At 45.4% G+C, this 14,982-nt stretch carries 18 protein-coding genes and 1 other RNA gene; 4 read left to right on the forward strand and 15 right to left on the reverse strand.

The features are described from left to right. Nucleotides 1–451: 451 nt before the first annotated feature. Complete coding sequence (locus EOE67_RS17375; RefSeq protein WP_127700606.1) at nucleotides 452–1,501, reverse strand: arabinan endo-1,5-alpha-L-arabinosidase; 1,050 nt, start codon at nucleotides 1,499–1,501, stop codon at nucleotides 452–454. A gap of 131 nt (nucleotides 1,502–1,632) precedes the next feature. On the opposite strand from EOE67_RS17375, the gene EOE67_RS17380 reads away from it, so the two are divergent. Both EOE67_RS17380 and EOE67_RS17385 read left to right on the forward strand, forming a co-directional pair. Further along, entirely contained in the window at nucleotides 1,633–2,706 is a 1,074-nt protein-coding gene (locus EOE67_RS17380; RefSeq protein ID WP_206099651.1) for a glycoside hydrolase family 43 protein, read from the forward strand. 123 nt (nucleotides 2,707–2,829) lie between these two features. Beyond that, complete coding sequence (locus EOE67_RS17385) at nucleotides 2,830–3,870, forward strand: oxidoreductase (RefSeq protein ID WP_206099652.1); 1,041 nt, start codon at nucleotides 2,830–2,832, stop codon at nucleotides 3,868–3,870. Between the two features lie 134 nt (nucleotides 3,871–4,004). On the opposite strand, the gene EOE67_RS17390 is transcribed toward EOE67_RS17385, so the two are convergent. The 7 genes from EOE67_RS17390 to EOE67_RS17420 all read right to left on the reverse strand — a co-directional run bounded on the left by EOE67_RS17390 (nucleotide 4,005) and on the right by EOE67_RS17420 (nucleotide 8,706). Continuing rightward, nucleotides 4,005–4,577, reverse strand: a complete 573-nt coding sequence (locus EOE67_RS17390) for a hypothetical protein (protein ID WP_127700607.1) — start codon at nucleotides 4,575–4,577, stop codon at nucleotides 4,005–4,007. Nucleotides 4,578–4,588: 11 nt separating this feature from the next. Continuing rightward, complete coding sequence (locus EOE67_RS17395; protein WP_127700608.1) at nucleotides 4,589–5,578, reverse strand: hypothetical protein; 990 nt, start codon at nucleotides 5,576–5,578, stop codon at nucleotides 4,589–4,591. 248 nt (nucleotides 5,579–5,826) lie between these two features. Further along, the gene (locus EOE67_RS17400; protein WP_127700609.1) at nucleotides 5,827–6,768 is read right to left on the reverse strand and encodes a zonular occludens toxin domain-containing protein; all 942 of its coding nucleotides are present in this window, start codon (nucleotides 6,766–6,768) and stop codon (nucleotides 5,827–5,829) included. Further along, on the reverse strand, nucleotides 6,768–7,043 hold the full coding sequence (locus EOE67_RS17405; RefSeq protein WP_127700610.1) for a DUF2523 domain-containing protein: 276 nt from the start codon (nucleotides 7,041–7,043) through the stop codon (nucleotides 6,768–6,770). Before EOE67_RS17405 ends, EOE67_RS17400 begins: the two co-directional genes overlap by 1 nt. Continuing rightward, complete coding sequence (locus EOE67_RS17410) at nucleotides 7,036–8,127, reverse strand: hypothetical protein (RefSeq protein ID WP_127700611.1); 1,092 nt, start codon at nucleotides 8,125–8,127, stop codon at nucleotides 7,036–7,038. Before EOE67_RS17410 ends, EOE67_RS17405 begins: the two co-directional genes overlap by 8 nt. A 55-nt stretch (nucleotides 8,128–8,182) precedes the next feature. Beyond that, nucleotides 8,183–8,311: a major capsid protein gene (locus EOE67_RS21120; protein WP_127700612.1), complete on the reverse strand. Its 129-nt coding sequence runs from the start codon at nucleotides 8,309–8,311 to the stop codon at nucleotides 8,183–8,185. A gap of 125 nt (nucleotides 8,312–8,436) precedes the next feature. Next, a complete protein-coding gene (locus EOE67_RS17420; RefSeq protein WP_164852422.1) occupies nucleotides 8,437–8,706 on the reverse strand; it encodes a single-stranded DNA-binding protein in 270 nt (89 codons plus the stop codon). Between the two features lie 116 nt (nucleotides 8,707–8,822). Between EOE67_RS17420 and EOE67_RS17425 the strand changes: the two genes are divergently transcribed. Next, nucleotides 8,823–9,329 (forward strand): hypothetical protein, encoded by a 507-nt coding sequence (locus EOE67_RS17425; protein ID WP_127700614.1) that lies wholly within the window; start codon nucleotides 8,823–8,825, stop codon nucleotides 9,327–9,329. A 6-nt stretch (nucleotides 9,330–9,335) separates the two neighbouring features. Then, a complete protein-coding gene (locus tag EOE67_RS17430) occupies nucleotides 9,336–9,587 on the forward strand; it encodes a hypothetical protein (RefSeq protein WP_127700615.1) in 252 nt (83 codons plus the stop codon). A gap of 301 nt (nucleotides 9,588–9,888) precedes the next feature. Here the strand turns inward: EOE67_RS17430 and EOE67_RS17435 are convergent, their stop codons facing one another. The 7 genes from EOE67_RS17435 to ssrA form a co-directional block, all read right to left on the reverse strand. Continuing rightward, a complete protein-coding gene (locus EOE67_RS17435) occupies nucleotides 9,889–10,479 on the reverse strand; it encodes a type III toxin-antitoxin system ToxN/AbiQ family toxin (RefSeq protein ID WP_127700616.1) in 591 nt (196 codons plus the stop codon). A gap of 328 nt (nucleotides 10,480–10,807) precedes the next feature. Further along, nucleotides 10,808–11,896 carry an Arm DNA-binding domain-containing protein gene (locus tag EOE67_RS17440; RefSeq protein WP_127700617.1) on the reverse strand — a complete coding sequence of 363 codons (1,089 nt, stop codon included), beginning with the start codon at nucleotides 11,894–11,896 and terminating at the stop codon, nucleotides 10,808–10,810. A gap of 3 nt (nucleotides 11,897–11,899) precedes the next feature. Continuing rightward, entirely contained in the window at nucleotides 11,900–12,112 is a 213-nt protein-coding gene (locus EOE67_RS17445) for an excisionase (RefSeq protein ID WP_127700618.1), read from the reverse strand. After that, nucleotides 12,099–12,437 carry a hypothetical protein gene (locus EOE67_RS17450; RefSeq protein ID WP_127700619.1) on the reverse strand — a complete coding sequence of 113 codons (339 nt, stop codon included), beginning with the start codon at nucleotides 12,435–12,437 and terminating at the stop codon, nucleotides 12,099–12,101. Before EOE67_RS17450 ends, EOE67_RS17445 begins: the two co-directional genes overlap by 14 nt. Nucleotides 12,438–12,509: 72 nt before the next feature. Further along, nucleotides 12,510–12,749: a hypothetical protein gene (locus EOE67_RS17455; protein WP_127700620.1), complete on the reverse strand. Its 240-nt coding sequence runs from the start codon at nucleotides 12,747–12,749 to the stop codon at nucleotides 12,510–12,512. A 17-nt stretch (nucleotides 12,750–12,766) separates the two neighbouring features. Further along, nucleotides 12,767–14,230 (reverse strand): replication endonuclease, encoded by a 1,464-nt coding sequence (locus EOE67_RS17460; protein ID WP_127700621.1) that lies wholly within the window; start codon nucleotides 14,228–14,230, stop codon nucleotides 12,767–12,769. Between the two features lie 230 nt (nucleotides 14,231–14,460). Then, nucleotides 14,461–14,819: a transfer-messenger RNA gene (gene ssrA, locus EOE67_RS17465) on the reverse strand. Nucleotides 14,820–14,982 lie beyond the last annotated feature (163 nt).

The following is a 14,982-nucleotide window of genomic DNA, read 5'->3' on the forward strand; positions in this document are numbered from 1 at the left end:
GTAGGGCGTACTCGCCGAAGGCAGTACGCCGCATGTGCATCTAAACCACTTCGGCGTACTACCCTTCGGGTGAGTACGCCCTACTTTTCCATATAAATTTATGTATTTACGGCAACAGGTGCGATGGTATCAACCTATTGTTTTAAATGAAAAATCGTAGGGCGTACTCGCCGAAGGCAGTACGCCGCCGTACGCCTAAACCACTTCGGCGTACCTAACGCGGTGAGTGGCACCTTCGGCGTACTACCGCTGACGCGGTGAGTACGCCCTACTTTTCCATATAAATTTATATATTTACGGCAACAGGTGCGATGGTGTCAACCTATTGTTTCAAATAGAAAAATCGTAGGGCGTACTCGCCGAAGGCAGTACGCCGCATGTGCATCTAAACCACTTCGGCGTACTACCCTTCGGGTGAGTACGCCTTACTTTTTCCACTTAAACTCCTATATCATTCCACCAACCTGGTGCGATATTTATTAAGCTCAGCCTGATCCACTACCGGCCAATCATCCTGCCAACCCATTGGTAAAATCTTCAGCTTTTGCAAGGCGTTATCTGCCGTTTCGTAAGCGTGAAACACCAGATAATCTTTGCCATCCAGCGTATAAGCGGCGTTATGACCCAAAGCGACCCAATCTTTGTCACCTTTGAGCACCAGCGAGCCGCCACCCACATTTAAATCTTTACCGGTTTTATCCAGATAAGGCCCGGTGACGCTTTTGCTGCGACCGACCATAATTTTGTAGTCGCTGTCTTTACCACGGCAACATTTATCAAAAGAAACAAACAGATAGTAGTAACCGTTTTTGCTAAAAATATACGGCGCTTCAATGGCACCGTTACCAGCATCGCTATCCGGCAATAAAGCATCACGTGGCCGCTTGGCGATGCTGTGCCATTGTTGCGGCTCTGCCAGTTTGGTCAGGCTCGGATCCAGTTTCACCAGTTTTAAACCATCCCAGAACGAGCCAAAACTCATCCAGTAGTGGCCTTGCTCGTCTTTGATAATCGCCGGGTCAATTGCGTTCCAGTTATCGCGATTCGGTACCGATTCCAAGACTAGCCCCTGATCCTGCCACTGATAATTCTTCGCCGTTGGATCCAGCGTTTGATTGGTGGCAACGCCCATGCCCGAGGTATTTTTGCCAAAGGCCGACACCGAATAAAACAGATAAAAAACACCATCTTTTTCAATGATATCCGGCGCCCAGAGGTGGCCATCAAAACCAGGCGCCACTTTCTTCGCCCAGGTGGGTTCAGTTGCAAACACCCGGCCACTGCGCTGCCAGTTGGTTAAATCGGTGGAGCGATAAATGGTAATGCCCGGGCCGGTGCTAAACACATAATAATATTTGCCTTCTTTTGCCAGCACCGGATCGTGCACTTCCAGCTGTTTGGCCATGACTGCAGTGGTCGGCAATAACAAGGCACTGCAAAACAAGCTGAATGCGCTCAGCAACTTAGTGCTACTGAGCCGGTTTTTTTTCAGGTGCGCCATCCATTTTCTCCTTTACTGGTGAACCAGTGCTGTGTAATCTCTAATAAGTAATACAATATGAATAATAGCGAGATTGTCGCCAGACAACAAGTCTGGTGCGGACAAGTCTGGCGTTGACCAGGAGAAACCTGATGCCAAAGTTAGTTTATTTGCTGTTTGCCGCTGTTGCTATTGGTGTCGGCTTGTTAGGGCCGTCTGCCATGTTACGGGCTGACGAGCCTGTACAGGCGCGAATACTTTTACCAACCACTTCCGCGCCAGCATCAGCGCAATTGCCGGATAACCCGTTGGTGCTGCAACGAGCCGACCCCTTTATCCATCGCGACGACAGTACCGGTTGTTACCACTTCACCGCCACTGTACCCGATTTTTCAGCCTTGGAAATCCGCAGTAGTTGCCAGCTGAATGATTTAAAACTGGCGACGCCGGTCACCGTCTGGCAGAAAAAAGCCAACGGCCCAATGAGCGCCAATATCTGGGCGCCGGAATTGCACCGCATCGACAACCGCTGGTATCTGTATTTTGCTGCTGGCGATATCGCCAAGCCTTTTAGTATCCGGATGTATGTGCTGTCGAACGGCCACGCCGATCCCAAACAAGGCTCATGGCGCGAAGAAGGGCAGCTCGTCACGCATCTGGATAGTTTTGCCCTCGACGCCACCATTTTTAGTCACAACGGCAAACGCTACCTGATGTGGGCACAACAAGACGCCGCCCAAAGTTACAACTCCGCTTTGTGGCTGGCGGAAATGAGTAGCCCAACTGAAATTAAACCACCGGTGGTGAAATTGAGCGAACCAACGCTCGACTGGGAAGTGCAGGGTTATAAAGTCAACGAAGGCCCGGCGGTGCTGGTGCGCCATGGCCGGGTGCTGGTCACGTATTCGGCCAGCGCCACCGATGAGCGTTATGCGATGGGCTTGTTGTGGGCCGACGCCAACGCCGATTTACGGCAGACGCATAGCTGGCACAAGTTGCCACAACCGGTATTTGCCAGCAACGCCAGCCTCAATCGATTTGGCCCGGGCCACAACAGTTTTGTGCTGGCCGAAGACGGTAAAACCGATTTAATGCTCTATCACAGCCGCGATTATAAAGAGCTTCGCGGCACGCCGCTGACCGATCCCAATCGCCACGCCCGCATCCGGCCGCTGTATTACGACGCACAGGGCTTTCCGCTGTTTTTTCCGGAAAAGGGCGATTAACCCAAAGGCTGTTCGCTGATTTTTAGCGATGCTAACCGATGTCGCTTAAAGCTTTCAGGTATGATCGTGGCAGGATCCAAATCGCGCCGTTGCAATCCGCAGCGCTATTAATAGGTAACTGCCATGCTCGAAACTGCAAAGCTTAAAACCGCCGTGATTGGCTATGGCCTGTCGGCCCGCACTTTCCATCTGCCTTTTATCAAGCTGCAACCCGAGCTTGAACTTGTCGCCATCAGCAGCAGCCAGCCGGAACTGGCAATTGATTACCCGCAGCTTTCGCATTACCCGGATGCCAACGCGCTGATAGCAAATAGCGATGCCGGGCTGGTGGTGATCACCTCACCCAATCACAGCCATTTCCCACTGGCCAAAGCTGCGCTGCAGCAAGGCAAACATGTGCTGCTGGAAAAACCGCTGGTGCTCAGTAGCGAAGAAGGCCAGCAACTGACGGCGATTGCCAGGCAAAGCGGCCGCAAGCTCGCGGTCTATCATAATCGACGTTTTGATGGTGATTTTTTAACGCTGCAACAGCTGATCCGAAGCGGCGAACTTGGCAATATTCATTATTTCGAATCACATTTTGACCGCTTCCGACCCGAACCACGTGCCCGCTGGCGCGAACAAGCCGGCCCCGGCAGTGGCATTTTATGGGACTTAGGACCGCATCTAATCGACCAAACACTTTGCTTATTCGGCATGCCACGAGCCATCACCGCCAACTGCCGCACCTTGCGCCCCGGCGGCGAAAGCACCGACTATTTCCACCTGCAACTGCATTACCCCGACAAAGAAGTGGTACTACACTCCAGCCCCTTTTGCGCCAGCCCAACCCTGCGGTTTATGCTGCAAGGAACAAAAGGCAGCTATCAAAAGTTCGGCCTGGATCCACAAGAAGACGCGCTGCGCGCCGGTGCAATGCCAGGCGGTACGGATTGGGGCTTAGAGAAAGCTACAGACTACGGCGTGCTGGCGACGGTTGATAGCCAGATGAGTTACCCGACTTTGGCTGGTAATTATGCGTTGTTTTATCAGCAGTTAGTGGCTGCGCTATTACATGATGCTGAGTTGCCGGTACCTGTGGTAGATGCTTTGGCGGGCATTCGGTTGATTGAATTGGCGATTTTAAGTTCGGAGTTGGGGCTGAGGGTTGAAGTTGTTGGGTGAGTTTTTGGTTGTTTGGATTTGGGTTTAGTTATTAAGAAATGCGAAGGCCACCGCAAGGTGGCCTTAGTTTTGATTCGCGATGCTGTGGGGATTTGAACCTAAATTAATTCTTATCAATTCAATGCCTTAAGGTGCTAGTGATGAATCTTGTCACCAAGGTAGTATAAACCAAAAAACGTACAAACCACGACTTGCCAGAACATCGCGGTAAACGCTACGTTTAAAATAGATGCAAATACAACATATGCTGAACCTAAGAATCCAGCTGAGTAAAATACTACATAAAGGATAATTATTACAAAACTCATAGCGGTTAGATATGCAAAAAGCATCGACAGAAAGACTCGTCTCGAAATGGCCGTGGGGCAATCACTTACTCGTCCATTATGATCTACATGCCGCACATTCACTTGAGGTGAATTATTATTTTGGTCAGTAATAATATTGTCAAGTTCTGGTTTGTTAAATGTTGCGATAGCTGCTAATGCTGCAATATAGAATCCAGGAAGGTTTTTTACTACATCAAACAGTCCGGCTGCAAGACGGTTTTCGCTAACAATTTTTGCTATTTCCCAGTTGTTCCCAGCGCAGACTGTGAATAAGGATATTATTGTTAAAGCTAAAGGTATTATGTAATCATAAAATGCTTTATGTCCGACATTGAAAATCGTCAAATATGAAAATGGACGAAAAAGCTGATATAACATTATGTTTTCCTTTAGAGGAGATCAAATATTTTTTCTGCAATTTCACTATTTATAGTTTCGTAGGACGATTTTATTTGCCCTTTGAAACCACTGACTACATATTTTTTTGTGACATAGTTCTCTGTCGTATCTTGTGCAAGAGTCGTAGCGTCTAAATATGCAGTACCACCACCTATTCCTTTTACAGACTTTGGATTTTTAAAGCTAACTTTTATTTTATCGTAGTTTACATGCTTTTCTGATTTTTTAAAAAAAGCACCGATTTTCTTTAATGAATCTATTGCATTATTACTTAGGCTCGATGTGTCTATTTTTAAAGTGTGCTCTTTAGTCTTGATTACGATGTTTTGGTCAGGAATTATTATCTCTTGAGGTTCTGACTTTATGAGAACAATTTCCGATATGCTCCCACTCTGCACATTCTTCATGAATTCTTCGTCAGGCTTTGAATGATATTCCACAGCAGGTTTAAATCTAATTTCTTTGTTAGATAATTTTGCCTTGCAGGTGTAATCATTCTCATTTTTCTTTGCAATTTCAAAAAGCACTTTATTAATGAATAGAAAGAAAATGTTTGTAGCTAAATGTTCTGTCTTTTCAATTAGTATATCGTGGTCACCATCAAATTTGGGTGTCGCTTTTATTACAACATGAGTCGAATGTTCATAACGATCTCCGGCCGGTACGTCTGGAGTGTATTCTTTACGAACTTTTGTTTCTCTATTTTTTATGACAGTTGACTTGGAGCGTTTTAAATGGCTGTTGATCATTAGATAAATAACGCTTTTATCAACGTCATAATTTACATCTTCCAAAGTCAAAACAAGTGTCTTGCTAAAGTACTGAGCATCGAAACCTTTTAGAGATTCAAGATGAGTACCCAAATCCCCGAAAGTCAGCTTTTTATCAACTTGGACATCTTCTTCCACGTTTAGTGTTCTTGTTTTGAAGACAATTTTTCCAAGTAGATGCTTAACAACTATTTCGTGATCTTGATACATTAGCTTAGTCCATTACTTTAAATGTTGCAAATGTGTGATTTTTATGTTTTAGGATTGCGTGGTTCTTATCTGCAAATGCTGTCATTTTGCATCAATAATACTATTTGTTCCTATAAATAGCATTAATGACATAATCTTTGCAAGTTAGCTTGCTAATTGGTCTTTTTCAATCGCTCTTGTATGGTTTTGATTTTTTTGATTTTTTACCATAAGCGTTCGAGGCGTGCGCAAGCGCCCACCTCGACCACTTACGGCAGCAGGCTGGCAAGTTCTGAGTCAAAAATCTGGTAAGTCTTGCGGCCAGCTGATGATTCTACAAACAGCTCTGTTAAGGCGCCGCTTTTGCTGTATCCCTCGAAGTCGGCCAGAGTAAACAGCTTGCCGCTTGCTGTGTTCTCAAAGTAGATCGTGATATTAGTACCCGTACGTTCAAACCCCCTGAAGACAAAGTTTTCTTCTACTTCTGTTTCTTCTTGTTCGGGAGATGCCGCTATTACTCCTGGCTTGCTTGCCGTATCAGTGACTGAAGTTTCCGTGCCGTGACTGCGCGCCTGTTCAATGTCTTCAACTTTGCCTGAAATAAACTTGTATGCGCAACCGGCGACAAAAATGACTGAACCAGCCATGAGATAGATTTTTTTCCACGGCAAACGACGCTGGTGAGTGTGGACTGTTGCAGATTGGTAATAACTGAACAGCTTTGTATCAAAGGCCTTCTTGGTTTTGAGCGACGAACTCTCAGATTGGGCTGGCTCAGGGCTTTCGTTACACGTAGTCCATTCCATTACAGTCCGCGATTGGAGACCAAACGGCCGATACATATGCTGATGCAGCTCCACCAACTTACGAATGTTGCTATCAATCAGTCGTGGATTCTGGGTTATCAAGATAATGTCGTGCCCTTGATGGCGATGCGTTTCAAAACGGGAAATCATTTCCGGTACTGCCGATCCATTTGGCCGAGGTCTGAACCAGCGTTGGCACTCGTCAATCACAATGATAGAACCATCAGGCAAGTTGAACCATTCCTCTGGTTTCTCCAGTTCAAAGCAGCGCAAATCGTTGAATTTCAAGCCGCTGATATTCGTGTATAGCGGTCTAATACTCGCTGATTTCATGTTTTCTACAATTAACTCAACTGCCAGAAGTGTCTTGCCTGAGCCTGGGATGCCGGTGATTAAATGAATCATTATTCAAACCTCAGAGTTTTCATGGCGACCATCGCCAGCTTTGCGGTGTAGGCTGACAACACCATATTGATTGCAAGGTCGATATCTGAAAGGCCAATGTACGCAATAATGTCGGATGGCATTCCGCCGAAAAGCGATCTCAATTGATTTGCTGCACTGTTTAAAATGGTGCTGAAACCTGTGTATGAGACAAAAGATACCCCCAATGCAACCAGTATTCTTGCCACAAAATTGGTCGCAACCGCAGCACCAAAAAGCCTGAAGATATTAATCACGGATAGCTCCTATCACGATGTGGAGAAACATAAAGATCGCCAAAATCCGGACTGATGGAGCGATAAAGCCAGAAATCACCTGACAGACCAGCTGGTTATTCATGGTAAAGGAACGCCCCAAAATAACGACCGACTCTGCTGCAGGACAGGATTTAGGTAGCCATCCGCTGCCAAATGAAAACCAAGGCGAGATATCAATTACCCTTGTTGGCACCTGTGACATATCAATCATTGGTTCAGCTTCGGGATTTTCTGTAGGGTCTGTTTCCGGATCTGTTTCAGGATCTGGTGTAGTGCCGATGTCAGTGTCTTTAGCCACCTCCGGAAGCGGCATAGGTGAAAACACGTCCGGATACACACCGGGTGCCACCTGAATTGCTGCTGCATTGGCCAACGCGACTTCAGCAGCCTGTTCAGGTGTTATTTCACTGTTTACCGCCGGTTGATTTGGAATCGCTCCAACTGAAGCGAGATAGCCGTTTTTGTAATATAGGTTCCTCGAGGCATATGGGCTTGAATTGTCAAATGTCATGCCATTTAGCCTAACGACATAATCGTTTGGCCTTTGTGGCATTGGCTGATAGGTATAAATATCAGCACTACCATTCGGATAGGCTTTTGCACAAGGGATTGGCCCCCAAGCGCTGATCACTCCGCCTTCTTCACCTTGAGGTGTCGGTTTGTCGACACAGTTCGGATATGCCGTTGACTGGCCAGGCAGCACAATCATTTTGTCCGGTGTAATAGTGTATCCGTACTCAATTAGCGCAGCTGTGAGAATGGCTGAAGCAGCGCAGGCTACTGGATTTTTTATGCAGGTTTTTGCGTATTCTTTTAACTTTGCCGGACTAAAGTTGGCAGTTTTAAAAACCCGCATGTTGTTGCCAAATTTGTCTCTGGCATCAATAACCACAGAAGCCGTTTTTGCGGGAGCATCAATCGCCATGACGCCTTTTAGCTTGGCTTTACCACCGGTTGTTATGGGGATTGTATTAGTGTTTGGAAAAGGATAAACCTGCGCGAAGGCTATTTGCGGAACAAGATATAGAGCGCACAAAGTACAACGAAAATATAAAGAAACCATTCCATGCAGTACTCCTGTTAAAAAGAGGGGCTGCAAGGCAGCCCCGTGACTTCGATTATTTCAGACCGCCACGGATCCAACCGAAGGTTTTGATTGCGACATAGATGCCTAAGCATGCCAAACCTAATGTGGTCACATCGGCCATTGAGTCTGTAATGCTGGTTGTAACTGAAGTTAAGTCCATATTGTTCTCCGATAACTATTTGATTGATTTGCGTAGTTGCACTAATACCCAAGCTGCCGCCCATAAGAGAGCCACCGCTTTGATAAACTCGACCGCTTGCGCGGGGTCAATTGATATGTCCATGTTCAGGCTTTAACACTTACAGGACGCAGGCGAACACTGCGGCTAATCGCCAATTCACCGTACTTGCCGACATAGAAAGAACTTTCATCAAGTTCATACATACCTGGCTGAAAGCCTTGGTTTGAATCTTCCAGCTGAAGCCGCATCATGACTGGGTATGCAAGGCCGGCAAGGTGTGCATATGCAACTTGACGTCTGATTTGAAATGGTCTCTGATCTCTGCCTGTACCATTGCGGACTTCAACCTGTGGGTTTTGAATCTCAATTTTCATGTGCTGCATCTCAGTGGTTGCTATAGTATGGAAATGAGATTAATTTTCGAAGCAAAATCTGTCAACGAAATTTGTCGACAAAAAATGCTTCATTTTGTTAAGTTGTTGAGATTTATATGAAAATAAATGATCTGACTGATATTGAGAAATTCAAGCTTTGGCAGCAAGAACGTGATGGCTTGTTAGTTTCGCATGCGAAACTGGAGCAGCTGAAAGAACTTGAAGGTGATAAATCGTCGAAGCAAGTTCGGGTGCGAAGTGCAATCTACGACTTGTTACAGTCTTACTGTGATTCGGAAGGTTTAAGTATCAGCCAGTTCGTGACCGTAGCAGTTATTGAAAAGCTTTTACCGGAAATGGAAAAAAAGGCAGCGGAAGTCAAGGAGCGAGAAGATATGGCAAACCAACATACATTCAAAAATTACCGAGATCTTTTGACCGAGGAGTTCGACTCAGACATTGGCTCTGTTGTTGGATGTGGCTTAGACAGGCTGGAGCGCGCAGTTTCTAAGGACGAGATCGATGCGGCTATTTCTTATTACCGCAGTGTCAAAGAGGAAATGTCCAAGTTAGCGATAGGCGATCGGCGTCAGGCCATTACTGATTTTATTGCTGCAAGATAATAATCAATGGATTCAAGCCTTGAAGTGACCGATATGGAATCAGGTAATTTTGATTACCGAAAACGTATCATCGAAAAATTACTTGGATACATTGAAATTGTTGGGACCGGTGACGAAAACGTTATTGAAATATCGGAGGAAATTGGCTTTTACTACGCTATAGCCTTTGAGCTTAATGATTATTATGTCATTGGATTAATCAACAAAATAGAAGTTCTGACATCTGAGGCGTACTTCGGAGATATGGATACACGTTGAAATTTAACCCTATTTCAACGTGTTCTAATCGCAGTATTTTGGTTAACGTGTCGCTAAAAAAAACGTCGCTGTGGTGAAGCGACGTTAGAAACATACAGCGATTAACATTCAATCCTGCATTATTGTAGAATCTTCGGACAGAAAAATAAAAGCTCAATGTCTATTTACAGATCGCATCCTAAGTAAATCTGATGCGTAATATTTTCTACTAAGACTCTGTTTGACTGGCAACTTTCCAAATGGTGCTTTGTGCGAAACGTTAATTGCCGCAGTAAGATTAACTGTAGACAACTTGTCGATATTAGTTATCTTGCTCTTTCGGCTTTTCATAGTTCCTGTACTCATCGACTAACTTCGGAATATCGCAGGAAATTCGGACGAAAAATTCTGTACGTTTGATAACCACATGCTCGTAGAGTTTGGAGGCTCGCTCTATGATTTCTTGGCGATTGGCTTTGATGAACTCGTACTGGCGATGCAACATTTGTTTGTAGCGATGTTCTTGAGCTTCAATGTCAAATTCGACAAGTTCGCTGTCCAACACAGGAATCATATAGTTTAGAGCAATGAGTCCAAGTTTGTTGTCGGGATTTGTACGCTCGTGAAGCTTGAAGGCTGAGCAGGAAGACGACTGAATCCGGTCCTGTGCAGGCTTGTATGAAGTCAGAGGGGCGAGGAATTTATGCGTTCCAATTTCAAGAACTATACCGATGTAAACCTTCTTGCCTTTGTATCCGGCACCACCGTTGTTTGGTACTTTATGATCAAAATTCAACAAGTAAGAAATATAGTCGTCAGATATTGTATAAAATTTCATAAGTTCCTTCTCAGAAATAAAAAAAGTGGCGATAGCCACTTTTTTCGCTTTTAAGGCAGCGAAGCCTGATTTCAAATTCGCACTTAAGGTAGCGTATCACCTGATTTCAAGTTCGCACTTAAGGTAGCGTATCACCTGATTTCAAGTTCGCACTTAAGGTAGCGTATCACCTGATTTCAAGTTCGCACTTAGAGGTAGCGTATCACCTGATTTCAAGTTCGCACTTAGAGGTAGCGTATCACCTGATTTCAAGTTCGCACTTAGAGGTAGCGTATCACCTTATAGCAGATTATAAGACTGTAATTTTTGTGCGTCAAGCAGCGTGAAAATTTTGCTCCAAACTGCTGGTTTTGCATCGAACATAAAATTTGATTTAGTCGCACTATACTTCATAAATCAATAATCAGTCCATCCATCGAGCATAGATACTGCGTATCATTCCCCAGTCCTTATGTCCCATCTGCTTTGCAATCCAAGAGGGGTCTTCCTTCGCCGTGAGCATGGTAGAAGCGTATGTATGCCTGCAGGTGTAAGGGCACCGGTAGTCAATTTTTGCAGCAGTGAGAGCAGGCTTCCAGTATCGCTCTCGTGGTACACCATCATATGACCAAGGCAAAAGGGTTCTCGGATCGAGAAAAATCCGTTCTTGAGCGGCAGGCCTTGGGTGATACTGCCGTATATGCTGAAGGACTGATAATGCCCTCGGGTCTAACTGATGGGTGCGGCTGGAACTGACAGTTTTTGTCCCTGCATGCTGACCGTTAACAATAGACTGCCGGATATAAATTCGGTTTTTGTCAAAATCTACATCTTGCCAGCATAAGCCCAATTGCTCACCAGTGCGAAGGCCCGTCCAAAATGCAAATGTATAAAAATCACGCACTGAGTTATCTGGAAGCGCAGCAAGTATTTTTGCCCGTTCTTCCGAGTTGAAAGGTCGTACTTCCTTTGTTCTTCTCGGCGTTGGCTCGCACTTTTCTATCGGATTTGACGGAATAATCTCGTCGTTGAAAAGCTCTTTAAAAATGCCATGAAGTATCGAACGGACCTCATTGATTGATTTTGGTGAGAGGTCGGCAGTTGCAGCCCATGCTTTGTAAACAGACGGCTTAAAATCCGAAACTATCATGTTCCCGAAGTTTGGCAGGATGTGCGTATTGACCTTACTGACATAACCACGATAGGTGCTTTTTGCCCAAGCCTTACTTCGGTGCCTAAACCAAATGTCTACAGCTTGCTTTATCGTAATGTATTGACCTTTATTCGTACTGAATTTTCTGGCATTGGGACTTGATGGGAAATGGCGTGCATAATCAAATTGCCCCATATCAATTTCATACTGAATTTGTTCGCGTTTACGGGCAGCCTCTTGCAGTCTGGTCTTATTGGGAGTGGCGCGAATGGTCTCACGGCAGCGGACGCATTGAAACATAAATTCAATCCGGATCGACTTCTCGCCAGCGTAGATACCCTTAAATTCAGTTGGTTTCAACGTCTAAGTTCCTGTTTCAATCCACTTTTGAAAAGCGACTAAATCAATAAAAATTCTGCCGTTCCGCTTAGTCCAGTGGATGTCCATACGGATTTTGCCTTTTACCCGAAGTGAGTTGATAGCATCTTTACTCCAACCGATAAGTTCAGCGCATTTTTCAACAGTGACCCATTTGACGCCGTGATTGATAAGATTTGCCTGATCATTCGACATCATCATTGGCCTCATTTTTGTTATCTACTTTGACCTGGCCAAGTACCACTTTCCAAAAAGCTCCAATTTTTTGGTACATACGAAAACCAACATTCCGGCTACTCAGTTCCGTAATCTCAGGACAAAGTTCTTCGTACTTGAAACCGATGATGTTTTCGTACTTTTTTAACGTGGCTGGGCTATGCACTATTTTTAAAACGCGCCAGCCATATACATGCCCAATTGTAATTGCGCCTAAAGCAGCACCTAAGGTTGGCATTTGGCCGGTGTACTCTCGGGTCACTGCCGCTAAATGTTGGTTTTGTTCATCTGACAGAAAAGCAAACATGGCTAAACCTCAAGTTTAGTATTGAATGTAATTTACTATATTAACTGAGGTTTAATAGATCAAGCTTTTTCATTAGTCCCTGATAACACGGTAGAACTTCGTAAACTCTGTTTTTGTGAATTGACCAACTCGGTCGATGAATTTCACAACGATCTCGACATCCTCATTTAACGTCAGGACACCGCAGATAATGCCAAGATTTTCCGGTACGAACTTGTCGCCACGGTCTAGCCTGATCACTGTGTAATTCAGCAGTGCGACTACTTCTTGAACCGTAAAACTGGTGCTGTTTAATTGTTTTTTCTGTGTCATTTTTTTCGTCCGTACAGTTATTTACACAAGTCCAAGGAGACCCCCTCACTCGACACTCCCAGCCGACCTAAAGGTCGTCTGGGAATATCTCGACTCGGCGGTTGCGGTAGAAGGTGCCATTTAGTGGTTCTTGTTTTGACGATGGTTTTTTCTGTCTTTAAACCTGCAATTGTCGGCTTTCTTGGCTCGTTGTAACGATTTGGGAAAATGTAGTTCGCAGTAATTTCACCGGTCTGATAATCAATATGTTCTGCCGTCTTTGTTTCGTAAAACGGGGAAATTGCATGCTCTTTTCGTGGAGTATCTATCGCGTTCATCGCAATACAAAATGCAGCCCAGCTTGATGAATCCGCAGCAGAATAAGCGTCATTTAACTCCACATCTTCGTCAGCTGAACTCAGCTTTCGAAGCTCACGCCAGACGGTGACACTTGGGCCGCCAATTTGCTGAAACTGGCGAATGTTGGCTGATTTTGACCATGCGTTAATTCGGGCGGCTACTAAATTGGAGGGCTGACCGCTGGTGTCGTTGCCGACGGCAAAGCCATCTATGTTTTTAGATATATATTTGGCGATGTATCCGGCTGCACTGCCTTTTGACGGGTCAATATCAATAAACTTGACCCGATACTGTCTTGCGCCTTTTTCATCAGGTGAATCCTGCAGGCCGTAATGGGTCAAAACTTCTTTGAAGTGTTTTATTTGCTCTAAGGGCATAAACAGCAACAAATGCCAGTGTGGCGTACCATCGTGGTGTGGTTCCACTACACGAAAGCCATAGGGCTTAATTTCCTCTCGGTCGAACTTGGCTCGGCACAACTGCCAAACATGGTTTAGATAATCCTGGGCATCGTTGATACTGGAGCCGTCATAGGTTTGGTTTGGAATGCCGGTGGCATTCGTTGCATGCATCCGTGAAGGAGTTGTGAGGGTCGCAAATACGGCAGCATGGCCGCAGTACTGTGCGACTTCTTCAAAACCGCGAATTCTGACCATCAGTTCATTACGTCGGATCACCGGATTACTGATGTTATGTTCGGCAATCTCTGAAAGCGGAATACTGAAACCTTCATCATTTTGCAGATAAGTGTTTTGCATGTATTGCTGACTCAGAAGCTGATTTTGTCGATGGCGATTTAACGATACATCACCACAGTAAACTGCTCGACGTTTGGACACATAGCCTAACGCTCGTTCCACTTGGCTAATCAGCGACGCAGTTTTGCGACGAATACGGCGCAGCCAGAATTTGGCATCTTGCAGTCGGTTTTTAGTTTCAAGTTCGGTATAGGCCAGTTTGCCCAGCTGGTACTTTTCAAAAAGTGTGATGGCGCTGTTCAGTTCAACTACTTTGCAAATGTCTGCTTGTTTGATGGCGAATTCTTTTAGCCTGGCATGCTCGATTGAGAAATCTAAATCATCAACCACCATTGCCTGATGGATGGTGTTGAGCAAAAACAGTGCGTGATTTTCCTCAACCAACTGCTGATCAGCGAGATATTTTTTCAGAATGTCGCGGCTGGTAGAACTCGCAGGGGAGGGTAGCTCATTGCAGAAGTTGGCGCTGGGATGACAAATGTTGGCACTGGAATGACAATTTCCAGACGAGTCTGGAGTGCTGTAGCCAAAGTAATTGGCTGCTTGATGAATTTTTAAGTGTTTGTTTTTGAGGGATATTTGAGAAGCGGCGCAGCTTGCGCCGCTCTCATTTGTGGTGGAGCTGGGGGGATTTGAACCCCCGTCCGAAAAACCTACGTCTTCAGTACTACATGCTTATCCATTCATTTAGTTGACCCTATGAGCGCCGAATGGCAGGCTCTCGTCGGGCGAGTCCGATTGGTTTTAGCATCTTGGCTACGGACGAAGCCGCCATGCGATCCTAATTAGGGTGATCTTCCAGAGTCTCAGCTTATAGGCATGCGTGAGGGGAAGAGCTCTCTACTGCTTATTAGGCAGCGAGTGCGTATGTTTCGTCGTTTGCGACTACTTTTTTGCGGCTTTTTACGAGGCCAACCGCCCCTCGGCATGCACTTAGGAGTTCGAGTATCCCGTCGAATCCAGTATCAGCCCCGAATTCTTCGTGAAGCGAACGCTTCAGTAACGTGGGCATTCTACGCCCTGATGGTGAGTGCGGCAAGCAATGCTTAGAGGCTTTGCTGCTTTGTTCACCGTCTTTCAACTAAGTGGTGGTATTTTGTGCAATATCAACCCTTAGCTACAAAATAAAACACTCT

The sequence above is a fragment of the Rheinheimera riviphila genome (assembly GCF_004005945.1).
Classification (GTDB): Bacteria; Pseudomonadota; Gammaproteobacteria; order Enterobacterales; family Alteromonadaceae; genus Pararheinheimera; species Pararheinheimera riviphila.

What these genes read in the sequence shown, in the direction of transcription:
- EOE67_RS17430 (WP_127700615.1), top strand. Translation starts at nt 9,336, where the DNA reads ATGGATTCAAGCCTTGAAGTGACCGATATGGAATCAGGTAATTTTGAT.
- EOE67_RS17395 (WP_127700608.1), bottom strand. Translation starts at nt 5,578, where the DNA reads ATGTATCAAGATCACGAAATAGTTGTTAAGCATCTACTTGGAAAAATT.
- EOE67_RS17420 (WP_164852422.1), bottom strand. Translation starts at nt 8,706, where the DNA reads ATGAAAATTGAGATTCAAAACCCACAGGTTGAAGTCCGCAATGGTACA.
- EOE67_RS21120 (WP_127700612.1), bottom strand. Translation starts at nt 8,311, where the DNA reads ATGGACTTAACTTCAGTTACAACCAGCATTACAGACTCAATGGCCGAT.
- EOE67_RS17390 (WP_127700607.1), bottom strand. Translation starts at nt 4,577, where the DNA reads ATGTTATATCAGCTTTTTCGTCCATTTTCATATTTGACGATTTTCAAT.
- EOE67_RS17375 (WP_127700606.1), bottom strand. Translation starts at nt 1,501, where the DNA reads ATGGCGCACCTGAAAAAAAACCGGCTCAGTAGCACTAAGTTGCTGAGC.
- EOE67_RS17445 (WP_127700618.1), bottom strand. Translation starts at nt 12,112, where the DNA reads ATGATGTCGAATGATCAGGCAAATCTTATCAATCACGGCGTCAAATGG.
- EOE67_RS17380 (WP_206099651.1), top strand. Translation starts at nt 1,633, where the DNA reads ATGCCAAAGTTAGTTTATTTGCTGTTTGCCGCTGTTGCTATTGGTGTC.
- EOE67_RS17425 (WP_127700614.1), top strand. Translation starts at nt 8,823, where the DNA reads ATGAAAATAAATGATCTGACTGATATTGAGAAATTCAAGCTTTGGCAG.
- EOE67_RS17455 (WP_127700620.1), bottom strand. Translation starts at nt 12,749, where the DNA reads ATGACACAGAAAAAACAATTAAACAGCACCAGTTTTACGGTTCAAGAA.
- EOE67_RS17410 (WP_127700611.1), bottom strand. Translation starts at nt 8,127, where the DNA reads ATGGTTTCTTTATATTTTCGTTGTACTTTGTGCGCTCTATATCTTGTT.
- EOE67_RS17400 (WP_127700609.1), bottom strand. Translation starts at nt 6,768, where the DNA reads ATGATTCATTTAATCACCGGCATCCCAGGCTCAGGCAAGACACTTCTG.
- EOE67_RS17385 (WP_206099652.1), top strand. Translation starts at nt 2,830, where the DNA reads ATGCTCGAAACTGCAAAGCTTAAAACCGCCGTGATTGGCTATGGCCTG.
- EOE67_RS17450 (WP_127700619.1), bottom strand. Translation starts at nt 12,437, where the DNA reads ATGTTTGCTTTTCTGTCAGATGAACAAAACCAACATTTAGCGGCAGTG.